This is a genomic window from Pedobacter changchengzhani (assembly GCF_004354365.1).
Lineage (GTDB): Bacteria > Bacteroidota > Bacteroidia > Sphingobacteriales > Sphingobacteriaceae > Pedobacter > Pedobacter changchengzhani.
In genome coordinates this window covers 107526-125784 of sequence record NZ_SJCY01000010.1, presented here as the reverse complement: position 1 = coordinate 125784, position 18259 = coordinate 107526, and the positions used below count along the sequence as shown (strand labels likewise).

Sequence of the window (18259 nt, the reverse complement as noted above, 5' to 3'; positions counted from 1 at the left end):
ATTCTCATAAACAAAAATTACCTAAGATGCCCAATAGGTTACGTAATCACCTTTGGGATCGATAATTTTAATGCTCTTTTCAAAGTTATAATTGGTTTTAGCTTTTTGGTCGTTTCCCAAACCTGCTATTTGTACCCAGTTACCCCAATTACTGGCCGGATTATAATCTATTAATCGTTCTTCGAAATACGCTGCGCCAAAAATCCAGTTTACTTTCAAATTATGAATTAAGCAAAGTGCCGCAGCTTGCCTAGCCATATTAGAAATAAACCCAGTTTTGTTCAGTTCGGTCATTACTGCATCTACCACAGGAAAACCAGTTGTTCCATTTTTCCAATTTTCTAAATTTTCGCCTTCATTTTCAGCAACCACATGTACATCTTTAGAAAAACCTTGGGGCTTAAAAAAGGTGTTGCCATATTTTTTAAACATAAAGCGAAAATAATCCCTCCAAAGCAACCCTAATAAAACATGATTGAACATTGTTTTTGTATGTGGAATATGCTCTGTTTTTTTAATTTCCCAATATACTTTTCGCGGAGACAAACAACCCATTGCCAGCCAGGCAGAGAGTTTAGAGGCGAAAATTATTCTTTTCGAGGTTGGTGGCAATTGCATTTCATCAATAACTTTCTGCAGATGTAGCAAACCTTCTTCCTCCCCACCCGTAAAATCGAAATCAGAACGCTCATCCTTTTCAGGATCTATAATGCCCAACGCATCCAAACTTGGTAAATTTCCCCAATCAGAAAGTTCAGCAACATTTACTTTTTCTGGCGCAACAAAACACGGTTTTATAATCGCATCTCGCTCAACTTTCTTTTTAAACTGATTAAAAGCATCAGGAATGTCCTTAACAGGGAAAGGTAAATCTTCCTTATTGTACAAAGTATGGCCAATAAAATGCTTTAAATTAATGCGGTACTTCCACAAGCCATTTTCTACTAAACTAGATATATGGGTTTCTTCTGAGGCAACCTCGCGGTGATGATACACTTCGCTAATTTGATACTCATTCGCAATTTGAGGGATAATATCTTCTGGCTTACCCGACAAAATGAGTAAATTCCCTCCGATTTTTTTTAAGGAATCTCGTAAAGCAGTAACACTTTCTAAAATAAACTTCGCCCTTATGCTTCCAGTTTTATTGGTGTTGTACTTAGTTTTATCAAATAATCGATGATCGACTACATAAACTGGCAAAATAGAATCCGATTTAGAAATTGCCTCAAAAAGTACTTCGTTATCATGTAAACGAAGATCATTTCTAAACCAGACTAGGATTTTTTTTGACATTTTATGTGAGAAACAAAGATTAGGAGTGACTACAATATTAACCACTTTTTTGATCGATAACAACATCAAAAGCAATATTTACAAATCGGCAACAAAATAGGCCCCACTTTCGCGATATTCAATTTAAAAATATGGCATAAACCATCCATTTTTAAAATAAAGTGCATAACGTCGAGTTTGTTTTGTTAATATATTTTGCTAAATGTAATTGCCTACTGAAACCCTTTTCTATCTTTATTGTTTTAACAAATAATGGCAAAAAAAATATTGATTACTGGCGCAAGTGGACTTGTAGGTACTGCATTAAAAAAACAGTTATTGGCACAAGGTAATGAAGTAAATACACTTTCGAGAAGGCAAACCGATGAACCTAACAATTATGTTTGGAGCGTAGAAAAACAAGAAATTGATGCCAATTGCCTTAAGGGTGTTGATGCAGTTATTCATTTAGCAGGCGAACCTGTTGTTGATAAAAAATGGACCGAAGATCGAAAAAAATCGATTATTGATAGTAGAGTTCAATCCACATCTTTAGTGCTAAACGCAATTAAAAAATCGGATTCTCATCAAATCAAATCATTTATAGCTGCATCTGCAGTAGGCTTTTATGGCGATTGTGGCGATGAAATTTTAACCGAAGACACTGAAGTGGGTTATGGCTTTTTAGCCGATTGTTGTAAGCTTTGGGAAAATGCTGTTGATGAGGCAAACAAATTGGGCTTAAGAGTTGTAAAACTTAGAACAGGGATTGTACTTAGCTTAAAAGGAGGTGCGCTGCCTCAACTTGCCACGCCAGTAAAATTATTTGTAGGTGCAGCTTTAGGCACAGGAAAACAATGGGTGCCGTGGCTACATATAAATGATATGGTGGACATGTACATAAAAGCAGTAGAAAACCCTAGTATGTGTGGAGCTTACAATGCCTGCGCACCTTATCCTATAACAAATGAAACCCTAACAAAAGCATTAGCAAAACATTTTCATAGACCATACTGGCCAATTAAAGTGCCAGAATTTTTACTTAAAACCTTAATGGGCGAACGATCAGACGCGATTTTGATGAGTAGCAATACTTCTGCACAGCATATTTTAGATGCAGGATACCAGTTTCAGTTTATTAAGTTGGAGGATGCGATAAGGGAGTTGTACCCCCCAACCCCTGCCTGTCCGGCAGGCAGGCCCTAAAGGGGGAGCTGAAAAGCAGGGTGGACAAACCACTACCTAGAGCGCGAGTGGAAAAGCGTGGTGGAAAGAGCGATAAGTAAGAAAAAATATAAAATTTCACATGAACAATAGAATGGAAAAGTCCCCTTCAGGGGATTTAGGGGTAAGTTCCCCTTTAGGGGCGGAGGGGTTAAAAAATAGAACGGGAGAGTCTCCTTCAGGGCCTGCCTGCCGGACAGGCAGGGATTTAGGGGTTACGATTTGCTGGTTGCGCCGAGATTTGCGTTTACAAGACAATGCTGCGCTTTACCATGCGCTTAAAAGTGAATATCCAGTACTCGTGCTTTTTATATTCGACAAAAATATTTTAGACAAACTTAATAAGGAGGATGATAGAGTTACCTTTATTTATCAAACATTGGAGGATATTAAAGTACAATTACAGGCCAACGGCTCTGATTTATTAATCAAATACGGTAATCCGGAAGAGATTTGGCCTGATGTATTAAAACAGTACACCGTAAAAGAAGTTTATATTAATAATGATTATGAACCTTATGCTAGAGAGCGCGATGATAACATGGCCGAGTTTTTAGCGAGTGAAAATATAATCTTCAAAACATATAAAGACCAAGTCATTTTTGAGAAAAATGAAATTTTAAAGGCTGATAAAACACCCTATACCGTATTTACTCCTTTTTACAATCAATGGTTTGCTAAACTGAATAGCTTCTATACCAAAGCCTATCCAACGGAAAACTATTTAAACAATCTATTGCAGACTGAGCGCTTTTCTACACCAACGCTACAAGAAATGGGCTTTGAAAAAAGCAGTTTAGATTTCCCAAAAATTAGCTATACCGATAAATTGGCAACTTACGCGGAGAAGAGAGATTACCCTGCTTTAGAAGGCACAACACATGTTGGCTTGCATTTACGGTTTGGCACGCTAAGTATAAGAGAAGCTGCACAAAAGGCTATTGAAGAGAAATCTTATATATGGTTAAAAGAATTAGCTTGGCGAGAATTCTACATGACGATTTTATGGCATTTTCCTCATTCGGCATCTGGCTCTTTTAAAAAACAATACGATAAAATACAATGGCGAAATAATGAGGACGAGTTTAAAGCTTGGTGCAGAGGCGAAACCGGTTATCCAATTGTTGATGCTGGTATGCGCCAACTTAACCAAACTGGCTGGATGCACAACCGAGTACGGATGATTGTTGGTAGTTTTTTAACCAAACATTTGCTAATTGACTGGAGGTGGGGAGAAACCTATTTCGCTGAAAAACTTTTAGATTATGAGATGGCAAGTAATGTTGGCGGTTGGCAATGGGCATCAGGATCAGGAAATGACGCTGCGCCATATTTTAGAGTTTTCAATCCAGAACTTCAAACTAAAAAATTCGACCCAGAATTTAAATACATTAAAAAGTGGGTGCCAGAATTTGGGACAAAAAAATATGCCCAACCAATAGTTGAGCATAAATTTGCACGAGAAAGAGTGCTTAAAGTTTATAAAGAAGCGTTATCTTAATTGGTAACGCTTACAATTTCAATATCAAAATCCAATATTGCATTAGACGGAATGGTTTGCGCACCAGTTACCTGGCTAAAACTTCCTGCTGTTCCGTAACCTAAATCAGAAGGGATAAAAATTCTCATTTTACCCCCAGCTTTAAGATTTGTTAGAACACTCCAACCTCTTACAACCGAATTTAATGTAGTAGAAAATGTTCCATCGGTTGATGAATCGAAAACCGTACCATCTAATAAACGACCAGTATATTTCACAACCAATGTGCTTTCTTTGGTAATTACATCGGTTCCCGTGCCAGGATTGCTTGTAATATAGTAAACTCTCGATGGATCTTTAACTGCGGTCAAAGACTTTGCTGTTAAAAAAGTTTGAATTTTAGTGTCGTCCAATTCCCATTGTTTATTCGTGCTGAACGTATTGATGTAAGCATCTATTATTTCATTCGAGCCAATGTTAACCGATGTGCTTCCGTTTTTACCGAAAGCAAGGTACGACGGGATAATTACACGGACTTTAGCACCATATTTTAATCCCTGTAACGATTGTCTGAACGCATTTGGAAAATTAGGCTCTGCTAAATAACCCAAATAAGTGCCGTTATTGCTATTTGCAGGCGTCCCAAAAAATGTATTACCGTTGGTTAACGATTTATACTGATAATTAAATAACACCGAATCTTTATTGGCCATTGTATTTCCTGTACCTGGATCCAAAACCTGATAGTAAAACCCAGAACCGTCAGGATCAGCCTTCATCAAACCCGTAAGGTTATTTTTTTGAATGTAGGTTTGTATAGCAGCATCATCTACAATTTGTATAGAATCATATTCCTTTTTACAAGACGTTAAAAATACTATAGAGAATAATAATGCTATTAAACTAAGTTTATTAAAATTTTTCATTAATTTATTGTACGTCTGTAAGTGTAACGGTGAAATCTAAAACTGAATTTGCAGGTACTGGCCCGGTCGCTACATTACCGTAACCATAGTAAGATGGTACAAAAAATCTAATTTTACCACCTTTTTGAATTTTAGGTATTGCAACCCGCCATCCTATAATTAAATTATCTAAATAAAATAACACCGGTGTACCTTTTGAGGAGTCGAACGTTGTTCCGTTTAATAATTTACCAGTATAATCAACAGTAATTTTTCTCGATACCTTCCAATCAATGGTTCCTACGCCTGGGTCAATAACTTGATAATAAACACCATAAGTAAGAAACTTTTGTACAGGAATAGCATTCAATGTAACAAAACTTCTAATTGCTGTGGTATCTGCCTGAAATTGAGGCACAGGATTGTAAGGCTCAACTATCTCACCCTTTTTACATGCAGAAAGGCAACCTACAAAGCATAAGAAAAGTAAAAAGTATTTTATTTTCATCATAGTGCACAAAAATAGGCTTTTAATGTTGATGGTACAATTTTTAACCAAATTTAACATTCTAAATTGATTTAATTGAATAGAAAATTAGGGCGCAATTATAAATTTTGTACAAAATTTAAATAAAAGTTATTGCGTATTGCTGAGTTTAATATTAAAATCAAGTACAGCATTTGGCGGAACTGACCCTGCGCCGTTACCTCCATAACCCAAACTCGGCGGAATAATCAACCGGATTTCTCCTCCTTTTTGAATTTTCGGGATACCTATTTTCCAACCTTTTATTAAACTGGCAAGTGGAAAAGTTTGTTCCTGTCCTCCCCCATCGTCAAACATTTCGCCGTTCAAAAGTTTTCCCTCATATTTAATGGTAATCTGAGTATTATCGGGATAGGTAAACGATCCAGATCCAGGTTTTATAATTTGATAATATAAGCCTGATGCATCTTTAACTGCGTTAATATTATTTTTCTTTAAAAACGCTACAAGCTGTTTATCGGTATCTGTCTCTTCGGTTCTTGTACATGAAGAACCTAATAAAACGATAAAAAGGATTAGAATTGAGCAATATTTTGGTTTGAACATCAACAAAAATAAGGTTTTATGAGTAGAAAATTAAAATGTTCAGTTTTAAGAAATGTAGCTTTATACACAATCGGTAAATATAGGTCGGTGCTAAAAGCACTTCTTTGGAATTTTACGTTGTTATTTTTTTTGGCTAAGTCAAACAGTAAATGAAAATTTCGATTATAAAAAAGTATACTGGGTTTAAGCAGGGCTAGATCGCAACTAGATTGAGGCGTTTTAGAGTTTAGATGGTTGAAGATAAAAATTCATCTCGCACTATTCTCAGGGCGTTCGTCATTCCCGTGAAAACGGGAATCTTAAAGCAATAAACAGACTTTTCTTTCGCATTAGGATTCCCGCATACGCGGGAATGACGCCGGGTGGACGGGAATTATTGTCTGAAGCACGGCACTTATCGGGGCAGAGTGAAGAATTCTTAGTAGAACAACCAAACTAAAACATTTTTAAAATCTTCTTTAAAATCAAAAAAAGGTTTAGTGTTTATTAGTTTTCACTTCTAAACACTAAAACCTCAACCTTAAAAAAAAATATCTTAAAAAATATATTTATTCGCTTCAATAAGTTGTTTCGCCACTCTTTGGCGCGCATCTTTTACATTAAACGGTTCAACTTTTGTAAATCGGCGTAAGCCTACCAACATCATGCGCTGTTCATCGCCATCGGCAAAAGCCCAAAGTGCTTCCTTTCCAGCTTTTGCAACACCATCTACCGCTTCAACCATGTAAATTCTTAACATATCTAACTGGCCAGCACAAGATTCTTCGCCTTTTAAGCTCACTAATTTTTCCGTTCTGAGCAAAGTACATTCGAGTATGTAAACATAACCGGCCATATCAGCAATGTTCATTAAAATTTCTTGTTCTTTGCTCAACGTCATCATTAATTTCTGCACGGCGGCACCTGCAACCATCAAAGTAGCTTTTTTCAAGTTGGCTAAAACTTTTTTCTCCGCAGCAAATAGCGTTGTATCTTCTTCGCCAAAATCAGGGATGCTCATTAATTCTGCAGCAACGGCCGTGGCAGGACCCATTAAATCCAACTCTCCTTTCATTGCACGCTTTAACATCATATCAACCGTTAATAGGCGGTTAATTTCATTTGTACCCTCAAAAATTCGGTTGATACGAGCATCACGGTAACTTCTGTCCATCGGTGCCTCGGCACTAAAGCCCATTCCACCATAAATCTGCACACCTTCATCTGTTACATAATCTAAAACTTCAGATCCCCATACTTTTAAAATAGCACATTCCACTGCAAACTGCTCGGTCGATTTCAATTTCGCTTTCCCCTCATCCATACCACCGGCAACCAACTCATCGTAAGCATCATCTATATTTTGCCCGGCTCTATAATTTGCAGATTCTACTGCATATATTTTAGTGGCCATTTCGGCAATTTTATATCTAATGGCACCGTATTTAGAAATCTGTCGATCAAATTGAATACGTTCATTTGAGTAATTTATCGCCTGGCTTAAAACCTCTCTACTTCCGCCAATTGCGGCTGCAGATAATTTTATACGGCCGATATTTAAAATATTAACGGCAATTTTAAACCCATTTTCACGCTCGCTTAACATATTCTCTACTGGCACGGGGCAATCGTTAAAAAACACCTGACGAGTTGATGAACCTTTGATGCCCATTTTATGTTCTTCAGGATTCATGGTTATACCGCCAAAATCTTTCTCAACAATAAAAGCAGTTAAGTTTTTGTCATCATCTATTTTAGCAAAAACAATAAAAATATCAGCAAAACCACCATTGGTGATCCACATTTTTTGTCCTGTAATTAGGTAATGTTTACCATCGGGAGTGAGCGTAGCTTTGGTTTTACCCGAGTTCGCATCAGAGCCGGAATTTGGTTCAGTTAAGCAATAGGAAGCTTTCCATTCGCCCGTACCCAACTTTGGAATGTACTTCGCTTTTTGGGTTTCGTTACCGTAATACAAAATCGGCAGCGTACCAATACCAGTATGCGCCGATAACGCAACTGCAAAAGAATGGCCTGCACCGCAAACATCCGCAACCAGCATTGAGGTATTAAAGTTTTTACCAAAACCGCCATACTGATCAGGAATCGAAACACCCAAAATACCCAATTCGCCTGCCTTATCCATCAAAGCGGGCATTAATCCTTCTTCCTGACTATCAATTCTGTCTAAAATTGGAGTAATCTCAGTAACTAAAAAATCGCGACAAGTTTTCGCAATCATTTGTTGTTCTTCATCAAATTCTTCAGGTATGAATACATCCTGATAAGCTGTTTCTTTAATTAAGAATTCGCCACCTTTAATTGTTTTGTTCATTTTATGAGATTTGAGATGTGAGATTTGAGATGTGAGATGTGAGACAAGCTCATTCTCAAAAAACAAATCGATTATTTATTTTGAGATATGAGATTTGAAATATGAGAAAACGCCGTCTTCCTCATATCTCAAATCTAATATCTCAAATGTTTTTATTGTTAATTTTCTTACTCAGCATTTGCTGAAAACCATATGTCATTTTTTGCAGTTCATCTATCTTAGCTAATAGTGGATTTAATAAATCTAAATCTAACATTTCTAACTTATTCGCCAGTAATAGTTGCGTTTGTAATTCATAGGATGAACCATTTGCAATCCCTAAAAAATTATTAAATTCTTTCATAGAATTTCGTCCTGCTCCCTCTGCTATATTCGAAGGTATTGAAACAGCAGCTCTGCGAGATTGATTAGTTAGACCAAAACGTTCATCTAACGGAAAACTAGCTGTTGCCTTATAAACAGCAACTGTTAAATCAATCGCCTTATTCCATATCTTAAGCTCATCTAATTTATTCATTGCTCATGTTTTTTTTCAACGCCATACCTCTCATATCTCACATCTAACTTCTCACATCTCCTTTACAACAACTCAAAAATCCCCGCTGCACCTTGTCCTGTGCCCACACACATAGTAACCATCCCGTATTTTTTATTTTGTCTTTTTAATTCGTTCATCATTTGCACCGTTAATTTAGCGCCAGTACAACCAAGTGGATGGCCTAATGCAATGGCACCGCCGTTGACGTTAATAATATCTGGATTTAAATCTAATGTTCTGATTACCGCTAGTGATTGAGACGCAAAAGCCTCATTTAACTCAATTAAATCTATGTCTGCTTGTTTCAAACCAGCTTGTTTTAAAGCTTTCGGAATCGCCTCGATTGGGCCAATACCCATAATTCGGGGTGGAACACCTGCAATGCCATAACTTACTAAACGTGCTATTGGTTCGGCATTTAATTCTTTCATCTTCTTTTCAGATACTACTAAAACGAAAGCTGCACCATCAGATGTTTGTGATGAATTACCCGCCGTAACACTTCCAAAAGCATCGAAAACTGGTTTAAGTTTCGCCAACTTTTCTAAAGTGGTATCCGCACGCGGCCCTTCATCTGTATCAACTACATAAGAACGGGTTTTAGCTTTTAAATTTGCATCTAAATAGTTTTCATTTATTGTAATTGGCAAAACGCCATCTTTCAAATGGCCATTTTTTATGGCATGAATGGCTTTTTCGTGCGACTTCAACGAAAAAGCATCTTGATCCTCGCGACTTACCTTATATTCATTTGCAACTGCTTCTGCCGTTAAGCCCATTCCCCAATACCAATCTGGATTTTTCTTTGCCACTTCAGCATTTGGAACTAATTTCCAGCCACCAAAAGGCATTCCACTCATTACTTCAACACCACCAGCAATTATGCAATCGGCCATTCCGGCTTTAATTTTCGCAACAGCCGTAGCAATGGTTTCCAAACCCGAAGCACAATACCGGTTTACGGTAACTCCTGGAACTTTTTCTGTATCCAAACCCATAAGCGAAATCATCCGCCCAATATTAAGGCCTTGTTCTGCCTCTGGCGTGGCGTTACCCACAATTACATCGTCAATTTGTTCATTATCTAAATTCGGAACTGATGCCACCAAAGCTTTAATCACTTCTGCAGCTAAATCATCAGCTCTTGTAAAACGAAATACACCACGAGGCGCCTTGCCCACTGCTGTACGATATCCGGCTATTATGTATGCTTCCATTTTCTAGTATCTAGTAGCTTATTAGTATTAAGTAGCGAGTATCAAGTATCAAGACTGGGCTCGAAACATGAGATCGCGGTTATTTTTAGTATAAAGTAGCGAGTATCAAATATCAAGACTGGGCTCGAAACATGACATCGCGGTTATTTTTAGTATAAAGTAGCGAGTATCAAGTATCAAGACTAGGCTCGAAATTGAAAATCGCAATTGTTTATTTTTACTATAAAGTAGCGAGTATCAGGTATCAAGACTGAGCTTAAAACCCAAAATCGCTAATATTTTTATTTCAATTATTTGAAAAGCAAATCCTGCATTTCATAGGTTAATTAGTCCCCGCTATCCGTTTCAATCTTTTTTTGCTTCTGTCATCCACCCATGTCCGTCATTGCTACTAAGAACGACGTGGCAATCTTTTTTGTGAGAAGCAACAAAAAGTATTTCCACTTCTATCGGGTTTAAAAATTTAGTTCAGTGTTTAGAAACTTAAATCTGCCCCCTCCAAATGGGGAAACCCCTCAGAGTTTTTCAGCCTCGCAATCTTGATACTTGATACTTGATACTCAAATCTCATATCTCATATCTCAAATCTCATATCTCATCACTAATTCCTCAACGGTTTTCCCTTTGTAATTATACTTTGTATTCTTTCTAAAGATTTTCTTTCTCCGCAAAGCGATAAAAATGCTTCGCGTTCTAAATCAAGCAAATATTGCTCGCTTACTTCTGTTGGTGATGATAAATTACCACCACACATTACGTAACCTAACTTTTCAGAGATTTTCTTATCGTGCTCAGAAATGTAATGTCCTGCATACATACTGTTTGCACCAGCATAAACAATTCCTAATCCTTGTTTACCCAAAACTTTGATATCTGTTCGGCGTACTGGCTCGGTATATCCTGCATCTGCCAATTCAATTGCTTTCGCTTTTGCATCGGCAAGTAAACGGTTTGAATTCATCGATATAGAGAATTTACCTTTCTGCAAATAACCCAATTCATACGCTTCATAACCCGAGGTAGAAACCTTTGCCATGCCGATGGTTAAAAAACGGTCTTTTAAAGTATTTTGAACAATTTGATCGTCCCTAAATTCGTCAGATGCACGTAAAGCAAACTCTTTTGTACCGCCACCACCTGGAATTACACCGACACCAAATTCTACCAAACCCATGTAGGTTTCGGCAGAAAGTTGAACATAATCTGCATGCAAACTAAATTCGCAACCGCCACCTAGAGTTAAATTATGTGGCGCAACCACCACTGGAATTGAGGAATATCGAATGCGCATTGATGTGTTTTGGAACATACGAATGGCCATATTCAATTCATCCCACTCCTGCTCAACAGCCATCATAAAAATCATACCTACGTTTGCACCGGCAGAGAAGTTTGCCCCATTATTACCAATTACTAAACCACGATAATCCTTTTCAGCCATATCAATAGCTTTATTAATTCCGGTGATTACATCGCCACCAATGGTATTCATTTTAGTATGAAATTCTACATTTAAAATACCATCGCCTAAATCGATAATAGAAACGCCAGAATTTTTCCAAAGCGTTTTATGCTCGCGGATGTTATCCAAAATAATAAAATCAGCTGTTCCTGGTAACGCCTTGTACGATTTAGATGGAATGTCATAATATTTTTTAACACCCGCTTCTACTTTATAAAATGAGGTATTTCCAGCATCGAGCATTTCGTGGACCCACGCCGCAGCTTTGTTTCCATATTTCTCCATGCCATCAATCGCTTCTTTAACGCCAACGGCATCCCAAAGCTCAAAAGGGCCTAATTCCCATCCGAAACCAGCACGCATGGCATCATCAATACGGTACAATTCGTCCGAAATTTCTGGAATCCGATCTGAAACATATTCAAATAAACCGAAAGAAGACTGGCGAAATAACTCACCTGCTTTATCTTTTCCAACAGCAAAAACCTTCATTCGTTCACGAAGATTTTCGATAGGCTTAGTTAACTCTAAAGTTGCCGACTTTACCTTTTGTTGCGCCTTATATTCTAAAGTTTTTAAATCTAAAACGAGAATTTCAGTTTTGCCTTCAGCTGTTTTAGTTTTTTTATAAAAACCCTGTTTGGTTTTATCGCCCAACCATTTATTTTCTTCCATTTTTTGCACATAAGCAGGAAGTTTAAATAATTCGTGTGCTTTATCATCTGGGCAATTGTCATAAAGACCTTTTGCCACTTTAATCATCGTATCCAAACCAACCACATCAGACGTGCGGAAAGTTGCCGATTTCGGTCTGCCCAATGCAGGTCCCGTAAATTTATCAACCTCTTCTATTGTTAAATCTAATTTATCAACCAAATGAAGCAGGGCCATAATTGAATAAACGCCTACCCGATTGGCAATAAAAGCTGGGGTATCTTTACATAAAACGGTTGTTTTACCCAAAAACTTATCACCATAGTGCATTAAGAAATCAACAACCTCTGGCTTAGTGTAAGGCGTAGGAATAATTTCTAATAATTTTAAATATCGAGGCGGGTTAAAAAAGTGTGTTCCGCAAAAGTTTGCCTTAAAATCTTCGCTTCTACCCTCAGCCATTAAATGAATTGGAATACCAGAAGTGTTGGATGTAATTAAAGTACCCGGCTTACGAAATTGCTCCACTTGCTCGAAAACCTTTTTCTTGATGTCGAGGTTCTCAACCACCACTTCAATTACCCAATCAAAATCCTTAATTTTAGGCATATCATCATCGAAATTGCCTGTTTTGATTTTATTTAAAACACTCTTTGAGTAAATTGGAGAGGGGTTACTCTTAACTGCTGTTTGAAACGCGGTATTTACAATACGGTTTTTTACAGCAGCATTTTCTAGTGTTAATCCTTTCGACTGTTCTTCTGGAGTAAGTTCTTTAGGTGCAATATCTAATAGCAAAACCTCTGCACCAATGTTGGCAAAATGGCATGCAATACGCGAACCCATAATACCTGAACCTAAAACTGCAACTTTATTAATACTTCGTTTCATTATAAATAAGTTTAATCTACAGTATATGCTACTGTAATATCATTCAATTTTATTAATAAATTAATGAATGTTTCTTTCTCTTTTTTCGAGAAATGTTCATCAAGGTATTCATTAAACTTGCGCACAACGCCCTTTGCTAAATGTTTCTTTTCCTTACCAAAATCAGTTAGAAAAATTTTAACCGACCGCTTATCGCCAATGGCTGTTTCACGATAAATTAAATTTGCATCCTCCATATTATTTAACATACGGGAAAGGCTAGTAGCCTTAACACCTAACAAGCCCGCAAGAACAGAAACCGCAGTACCCTCATCGTCGTTTATATTGATGAGCATGTAACCAATAGCTTGGGTAATTCCAAATCCCGAGGCCATTTGATTGTACTTGTTAAACATATTTTGCCACGCAAACTTTACGTGGTAATCTATAGTTTTGGTTTGCTTCATTCTCATTAATTTATTATGCTTGCATAACAAAGCTAATGAATGTATTTTATTAAAGCAAACTTAAATTGCAAAAATTATTTTTATAATTGTGAATAAATTAACCTTATCAGCTTATATGTTTTCAATAAAAAAACTAATCGTAATTGCGATCTATATTTTCTCTTATTTTTCGAGCAAAAGTCAAGTAACATTCTATCCAAAGGATGCAGGAGAAGAAAAAATGGCCACCTTTAAAAGCACAATAACGCTATTTTCCCTTCAGTATAAAGATTATACTGAATTAGAAAAATTTAATCAAGCTATTGCGTCCGTGTGGACAATAACACCATTTTTAATCATTAAACCAGACGAGCTAAGCAAATATATCGATAAGCCAGGTTATACTTACTTTGCTTTTAGTGGTTTTAAAGAGACTAACGGCAAGACTACAGTTATTCGTTTTTTTTACGCTTTAGACCTACCAACGTTTAAAAAAAATGGCAAGAAAGGATCAAATGTAAACTTCGGAAATGTATTAATATATCCTGATGACAAAACGCTATATCAGACGGTGGGGAATACTTTTAAATTTGGAGGTTCAAAAACTAAGGATGTGGATATGATTACATTTTTATACACAGATGCTATTTTATACAACTGGTCTCCGGGCGTACTTAGAGCCTATCTCAAACAAATTAATGATGGACTTTTAACAAAGAAAAACAGAAAAAATACTTTCGAAATGGAAAACAAAATGAAACTTGCTTCTTTATTAAAGGATACGCTTTACGTACCCGAATATGTTAAGTTAAGATTTAGCATGTTTACCATGTCTGAAAAAGTTGATGAGGAAAAAGACGAAAGCCTTGCTGAGGCTTATAAGCTCCCAATTAAATTTGTAAGCACGAAGGAGTTGAATGAACTTATTTTGAAAAAGGGTTCGAACATTAATTATTTGGTTTACACTAAAAGTACTACTGATAAAGTAGTTACTATTTATAATAGTGCTAGCAATGAATTACTTTACCAAGCTTACTCCGCGATATCTTACAATTTTAATGCCAAGGATTTAAGGAAAATCAGAAATCTGATTAAGTAACTTTAAAAACATAAAGCTTCGATAATTTTTAAATCATCGAAGCTTATTTTAATAATTATTAAGGCTAATAGCCAATTGCAACATCATCCCCTCTTGGATCTGCTCCACTTTGGTAGTATCCCCATTTAGTTCTTAGAATCGCATCTACTCTGCCAATCGGCCCACGAGGTGTTATTTTGTAGCCTTTGGCTTCAAGCTTTTTAGTAGTGGTAGGATCTAATGCATCTTTCTCTACAAAAACCTCATCGGGCAACCATTGGTGATGAAACTTTTTGGCCGCTACTGCCTGTTGCATTGTCATATCGAAATCGATTACATTGATAATGGTTTGAAAAACTGAAGTGATTATCGTCGATCCGCCGGGCGTACCCACAACCATAAACAATTTCCCATCTTTTTCTATTACCGTTGGCGTCATCGAGCTTAACATCCGTTTATTCGGCGCTATCGCGTTGGCCTCTCCACCTACTAAACCGTACATATTTGGTGCGCCCGGTTTAACAGAAAAATCGTCCATTTCGTTATTTAAAAGAAACCCTGCACCGTTTACAGTTACCAACGAACCGTAAGATCCATTTAAAGTAGTTGTGATGGATACCGCATTTCCTTCTTTATCAACAATAGAAAAATGAGTTGTTTCTTCGTGCTCTTTAGCATTTACCACACCTGCCAAAACTTCGCTACTTGGCGTGGCGACATTCCAGTTAAAGGTTGCCATTCTATCCTTATTATAACTTTTTTTGATCAATTGATCTTGCGGAACATTGTAAAAATCTGGATCGCCCAAATGCTTTGCTCGATCAGCGTAAACTCTTCTTTCTGCCTCAACAACCAATTGCACTGTCGAATCGGTATTGTAACCCCAACGTTTTAATGGATAAGGCGCCACCGATTGCAATAATTGGATTAACGCAATGCCACCGCTTGATGTAGGTGGCATAGTAATTATTTTATATCCTCGGTAATTGCCAACAACAGGTTTTCTCCACGTAGCGTGATAATTTTTTAAATCATCTTTGGTCATTAAACCGTTGCCTCTTTTCATTTCGGCAACAATATTATCTGCTACTGTACCTTCATAAAAACCTGCTCTACCTTTATCTCTTATTAACTTTAACGTGTTCGCCAACTCTAATTGCACCAAAACATCATCGGGCGCCCACGTACCTTCTAATTTAATAAATGCTGCACCGTTGGGATTAAAAGTTGTAAACTTTTGGTGTAACTCATTTAATTCACCGGCCTGACGTTTGGTAATTTTGAATCCATTTTGGGCAAGATCGATCGCTGGCTGCACCACTTGCGCCCAAGTAAGTTTGCCGTACTTTTTGTGTGCCTCAACCATTCCATCAACCGAACCGGGAACGCCCGCAGCTAAATGCCCATACAAACTTTTATCAACAATAGGATTGCCAGAAGCATCCAAATACATATCCCTACTTGCATTTGCTGGTGCCTTTTCTCTATAATCTAATGCATTAACTTCTCCTTTTGCCGAACGATAAACCATAAAGCCACCGCCACCAATATTGCCTGCATTCGGATAAACCACTGCTAAAGCAAATTGCACAGCTACTGCAGCATCTACGGCGTTACCTCCTTTTTTTAAAATATCAATACCAACCTTCGAAGCTTCCGGATGGGCAGAAACCACCATGCCGTTTTTAAATTCATCGCTATTTTTTTTACCAAGCTGCCCGCTTGCACAACCATACGAAAAACCAATAACGGCTAACAAGCCTAAAGTAAGGATTCGGAAAGTTTTAAGCTTTATAATTCTCTGCATCTTTATATATTTTCTCAATTATAGCGTTATTTTTTTCGGTAATAACTTTTCGTTTTAAACTAAGTTTAGGCGTGAGTTCTCCACCATCTATGGTCCATTCTTTTGGCAACAAAGCAAATCTTTTTACTTGTTCCCACTTACCAAATTCGCTATTAAAACCTTCTAAAACTTCAGCAAATTTAGTTAACACTTTTTCATTTTGAATAATTTCTTCTTTCGTAGTAAAGGCTATTCCATGTCTTTCGCACCACGTTTTTAAAGTAACAAAATTTGGCACAATCAATGCCGAAGGAAATTTTCTATTTTCACCCAAAACCATAATCTGCTCAACAAATATAGATTCTTTGTATTTGTTTTCTAAAACTTGAGGCGCCACATATTTGCCTCCAGCTGTTTTAAACATTTCTTTTTTGCGGTCGGTTATTTTTAAAAATTTTCCATCAATCAACTCACCAATATCTCCGGTATGAAACCAGCCATCGGCATCAATTACTTCGGCAGTTAAATCAGGTTTGTTGTAATAACCCTTCATTACTTGATGACCACGCGTTAAAACTTCTCCATCGGGTGCAATTTTAACTTCCACACCTTCTATCACTTCACCAACGGTCCCGAACATTGTACCGCCAGATCGATTAACGGTAATTACAGGCGAAGTTTCTGTTAATCCATATCCTTCAAAAACAGGCATGCCCGCTGCCCAGAAAATTTTAGCCAACCTTGGGTTTAATGCGGCACCGCCAGATACGATTACAATAATTTGTCCGCCTAAAGCTTCTTGCCATTTTTTAAAAACTAACTTCCTGGCAATACCTAACTGAAAATTATACCATGCACCTGCATCAATTTTATAATTCTCGGCCAAAGCCACAGACCAAAAGAAAATAGATTTTTTGATACCTGTAAGGGCTTTACCCTTCTCCATAATTTTATCATACACTTTTTCTAAAAGCCTAGGCACAGTAGAAAATGCATTGGGTTTTACATATTGGATATCCGCAACGATAGTATCCATGCTTTCGGCATAATAAATTGATGTTCTGTTGAAAATGTACAGGTAAATAATCATCCGCTCGAAAATGTGTGATAGAGGCAGAAAACTGAGCCCTTTATCTACGTTTGGAGGCATAACAACAGCAGAATTTAAAAAATTTGCCACTAAGTTATTGTGTGTTAGCATTACACCTTTTGGTGTGCCGGTAGTGCCGGATGTGTAAATGATCGTTAATATATCCTCCGGAGAAACATTATCTTTATATTCATCGAGGTTGATTTCATCCGCAGTTGCGCCATCTTTTAATAAAACATTCCAGTTTTCGGCTCCGGCCACATCATTAAAAGTATATATTTTAATTGATGGGTTAACAGCATCTATACAAGGTTTAACCTTTTTATATAAATCCTCATCGGCAACAAAAATGATTGATATGTCTGCATCTTTTAAAATAAATTTTATATCATTTTCTGCAAGTGTTGGATAGAGCGGGATTTGATAAGCGCCGATTTGATTTGCCGCAAAATCGGCAATATTCCATTCGGGCCGATTGTGAGACATTACCGCTACACGACCCGCCTTAACGATCCCTTTCTTTATTAGTCCACGACTTAAGTTATCAACTGCGGTACAAAATTCATCAGTGCTGTACTTAGTCCATTTTCCATTTTCTTTACCACAGGCAAAATCCTCTTTAGGCTGCTCTGCACTATATTTTAAAAGATCGAATACTCTTTTTACGGTTGAAGACATAAACAAGAATTTTAATTTTGGCTAGGCAATAACTTAATTCATAACATTTGTTAGGTGCTATAAACCAAATCTAACAAATTATCTTTTCTACTGCAATAGATTTTAAATTTATTCTGCATGCATAGTAATTTATTATATTTTATTGTTGA

General features: G+C 37.0%; 14 protein-coding genes. 3 read left to right on the top strand and 11 right to left on the bottom strand.

Features of this window, described 5'->3' with window-relative positions:
• Window positions 1-21: 21 nt before the first annotated feature.
• On the bottom strand, window positions 22-1296 hold the full coding sequence (locus EZJ43_RS13995; RefSeq protein ID WP_133263337.1) for a DASH family cryptochrome: 1275 nt from the start codon (window positions 1294-1296) through the stop codon (window positions 22-24).
• A gap of 252 nt (window positions 1297-1548) precedes the next feature.
• On the opposite strand from EZJ43_RS13995, the gene EZJ43_RS13990 reads away from it, so the two are divergent.
• Both EZJ43_RS13990 and EZJ43_RS13985 read left to right on the top strand, forming a co-directional pair.
• On the top strand, window positions 1549-2481 hold the full coding sequence (locus tag EZJ43_RS13990; RefSeq protein ID WP_133263336.1) for a TIGR01777 family oxidoreductase: 933 nt from the start codon (window positions 1549-1551) through the stop codon (window positions 2479-2481).
• 100 nt (window positions 2482-2581) lie between these two features.
• Complete coding sequence (locus EZJ43_RS13985; RefSeq protein WP_243718101.1) at window positions 2582-4000, top strand: cryptochrome/photolyase family protein; 1419 nt, start codon at window positions 2582-2584, stop codon at window positions 3998-4000.
• Here the strand turns inward: EZJ43_RS13985 and EZJ43_RS13980 are convergent.
• The 8 genes from EZJ43_RS13980 to EZJ43_RS13945 form a co-directional block, all read right to left on the bottom strand.
• On the bottom strand, window positions 3997-4905 hold the full coding sequence (locus EZJ43_RS13980; protein WP_133263335.1) for an FKBP-type peptidyl-prolyl cis-trans isomerase: 909 nt from the start codon (window positions 4903-4905) through the stop codon (window positions 3997-3999). The genes EZJ43_RS13985 and EZJ43_RS13980 overlap by 4 nt on opposite strands.
• Before the next feature lie 4 nt (window positions 4906-4909).
• Window positions 4910-5395 carry an FKBP-type peptidyl-prolyl cis-trans isomerase gene (locus EZJ43_RS13975; protein WP_243718100.1) on the bottom strand — a complete coding sequence of 162 codons (486 nt, stop codon included), beginning with the start codon at window positions 5393-5395 and terminating at the stop codon, window positions 4910-4912.
• A gap of 126 nt (window positions 5396-5521) precedes the next feature.
• Window positions 5522-5977: an FKBP-type peptidyl-prolyl cis-trans isomerase gene (locus EZJ43_RS13970; RefSeq protein ID WP_133263333.1), complete on the bottom strand. Its 456-nt coding sequence runs from the start codon at window positions 5975-5977 to the stop codon at window positions 5522-5524.
• 535 nt (window positions 5978-6512) lie between these two features.
• Window positions 6513-8291: an acyl-CoA dehydrogenase family protein gene (locus tag EZJ43_RS13965; protein ID WP_133263332.1), complete on the bottom strand. Its 1779-nt coding sequence runs from the start codon at window positions 8289-8291 to the stop codon at window positions 6513-6515.
• Between the two features lie 142 nt (window positions 8292-8433).
• Window positions 8434-8808, bottom strand: coding sequence for a four helix bundle protein (locus EZJ43_RS13960; protein WP_133263331.1), 375 nt, complete (start codon window positions 8806-8808; stop codon window positions 8434-8436).
• 62 nt (window positions 8809-8870) lie between these two features.
• The gene (locus tag EZJ43_RS13955) at window positions 8871-10046 is read right to left on the bottom strand and encodes an acetyl-CoA C-acyltransferase (protein ID WP_133263330.1); all 1176 of its coding nucleotides are present in this window, start codon (window positions 10044-10046) and stop codon (window positions 8871-8873) included.
• 601 nt (window positions 10047-10647) lie between these two features.
• On the bottom strand, window positions 10648-13053 hold the full coding sequence (locus tag EZJ43_RS13950; RefSeq protein WP_207924631.1) for a 3-hydroxyacyl-CoA dehydrogenase/enoyl-CoA hydratase family protein: 2406 nt from the start codon (window positions 13051-13053) through the stop codon (window positions 10648-10650).
• Window positions 13054-13064: 11 nt separating this feature from the next.
• Window positions 13065-13499 carry a MarR family winged helix-turn-helix transcriptional regulator gene (locus tag EZJ43_RS13945; RefSeq protein WP_133263328.1) on the bottom strand — a complete coding sequence of 145 codons (435 nt, stop codon included), beginning with the start codon at window positions 13497-13499 and terminating at the stop codon, window positions 13065-13067.
• 115 nt (window positions 13500-13614) lie between these two features.
• Between EZJ43_RS13945 and EZJ43_RS13940 the strand changes: the two genes are divergently transcribed.
• The gene (locus EZJ43_RS13940) at window positions 13615-14577 is read left to right on the top strand and encodes a hypothetical protein (RefSeq protein ID WP_133263327.1); all 963 of its coding nucleotides are present in this window, start codon (window positions 13615-13617) and stop codon (window positions 14575-14577) included.
• Between the two features lie 64 nt (window positions 14578-14641).
• Here the strand turns inward: EZJ43_RS13940 and ggt are convergent, their stop codons facing one another.
• Window positions 14642-16363, bottom strand: coding sequence for a gamma-glutamyltransferase (gene ggt, locus EZJ43_RS13935; protein ID WP_133263326.1), 1722 nt, complete (start codon window positions 16361-16363; stop codon window positions 14642-14644).
• On the bottom strand, window positions 16341-18110 hold the full coding sequence (locus tag EZJ43_RS13930) for an AMP-dependent synthetase/ligase (RefSeq protein WP_133263325.1): 1770 nt from the start codon (window positions 18108-18110) through the stop codon (window positions 16341-16343). Before EZJ43_RS13930 ends, ggt begins: the two co-directional genes overlap by 23 nt.
• Window positions 18111-18259: the final 149 nt, after the last annotated feature.

What these genes read in the sequence shown, in the direction of transcription:
- EZJ43_RS13995 (WP_133263337.1), bottom strand. Translation starts at nt 1,296, where the DNA reads ATGTCAAAAAAAATCCTAGTCTGGTTTAGAAATGATCTTCGTTTACAT.
- EZJ43_RS13990 (WP_133263336.1), top strand. Translation starts at nt 1,549, where the DNA reads ATGGCAAAAAAAATATTGATTACTGGCGCAAGTGGACTTGTAGGTACT.
- EZJ43_RS13985 (WP_243718101.1), top strand. Translation starts at nt 2,582, where the DNA reads ATGAACAATAGAATGGAAAAGTCCCCTTCAGGGGATTTAGGGGTAAGT.
- EZJ43_RS13980 (WP_133263335.1), bottom strand. Translation starts at nt 4,905, where the DNA reads ATGAAAAATTTTAATAAACTTAGTTTAATAGCATTATTATTCTCTATA.
- EZJ43_RS13975 (WP_243718100.1), bottom strand. Translation starts at nt 5,395, where the DNA reads ATGATGAAAATAAAATACTTTTTACTTTTCTTATGCTTTGTAGGTTGC.
- EZJ43_RS13970 (WP_133263333.1), bottom strand. Translation starts at nt 5,977, where the DNA reads ATGTTCAAACCAAAATATTGCTCAATTCTAATCCTTTTTATCGTTTTA.
- EZJ43_RS13965 (WP_133263332.1), bottom strand. Translation starts at nt 8,291, where the DNA reads ATGAACAAAACAATTAAAGGTGGCGAATTCTTAATTAAAGAAACAGCT.
- EZJ43_RS13960 (WP_133263331.1), bottom strand. Translation starts at nt 8,808, where the DNA reads ATGAATAAATTAGATGAGCTTAAGATATGGAATAAGGCGATTGATTTA.
- EZJ43_RS13955 (WP_133263330.1), bottom strand. Translation starts at nt 10,046, where the DNA reads ATGGAAGCATACATAATAGCCGGATATCGTACAGCAGTGGGCAAGGCG.
- EZJ43_RS13950 (WP_207924631.1), bottom strand. Translation starts at nt 13,053, where the DNA reads ATGAAACGAAGTATTAATAAAGTTGCAGTTTTAGGTTCAGGTATTATG.
- EZJ43_RS13945 (WP_133263328.1), bottom strand. Translation starts at nt 13,499, where the DNA reads ATGAAGCAAACCAAAACTATAGATTACCACGTAAAGTTTGCGTGGCAA.
- EZJ43_RS13940 (WP_133263327.1), top strand. Translation starts at nt 13,615, where the DNA reads ATGTTTTCAATAAAAAAACTAATCGTAATTGCGATCTATATTTTCTCT.
- ggt (WP_133263326.1), bottom strand. Translation starts at nt 16,363, where the DNA reads ATGCAGAGAATTATAAAGCTTAAAACTTTCCGAATCCTTACTTTAGGC.
- EZJ43_RS13930 (WP_133263325.1), bottom strand. Translation starts at nt 18,110, where the DNA reads ATGTCTTCAACCGTAAAAAGAGTATTCGATCTTTTAAAATATAGTGCA.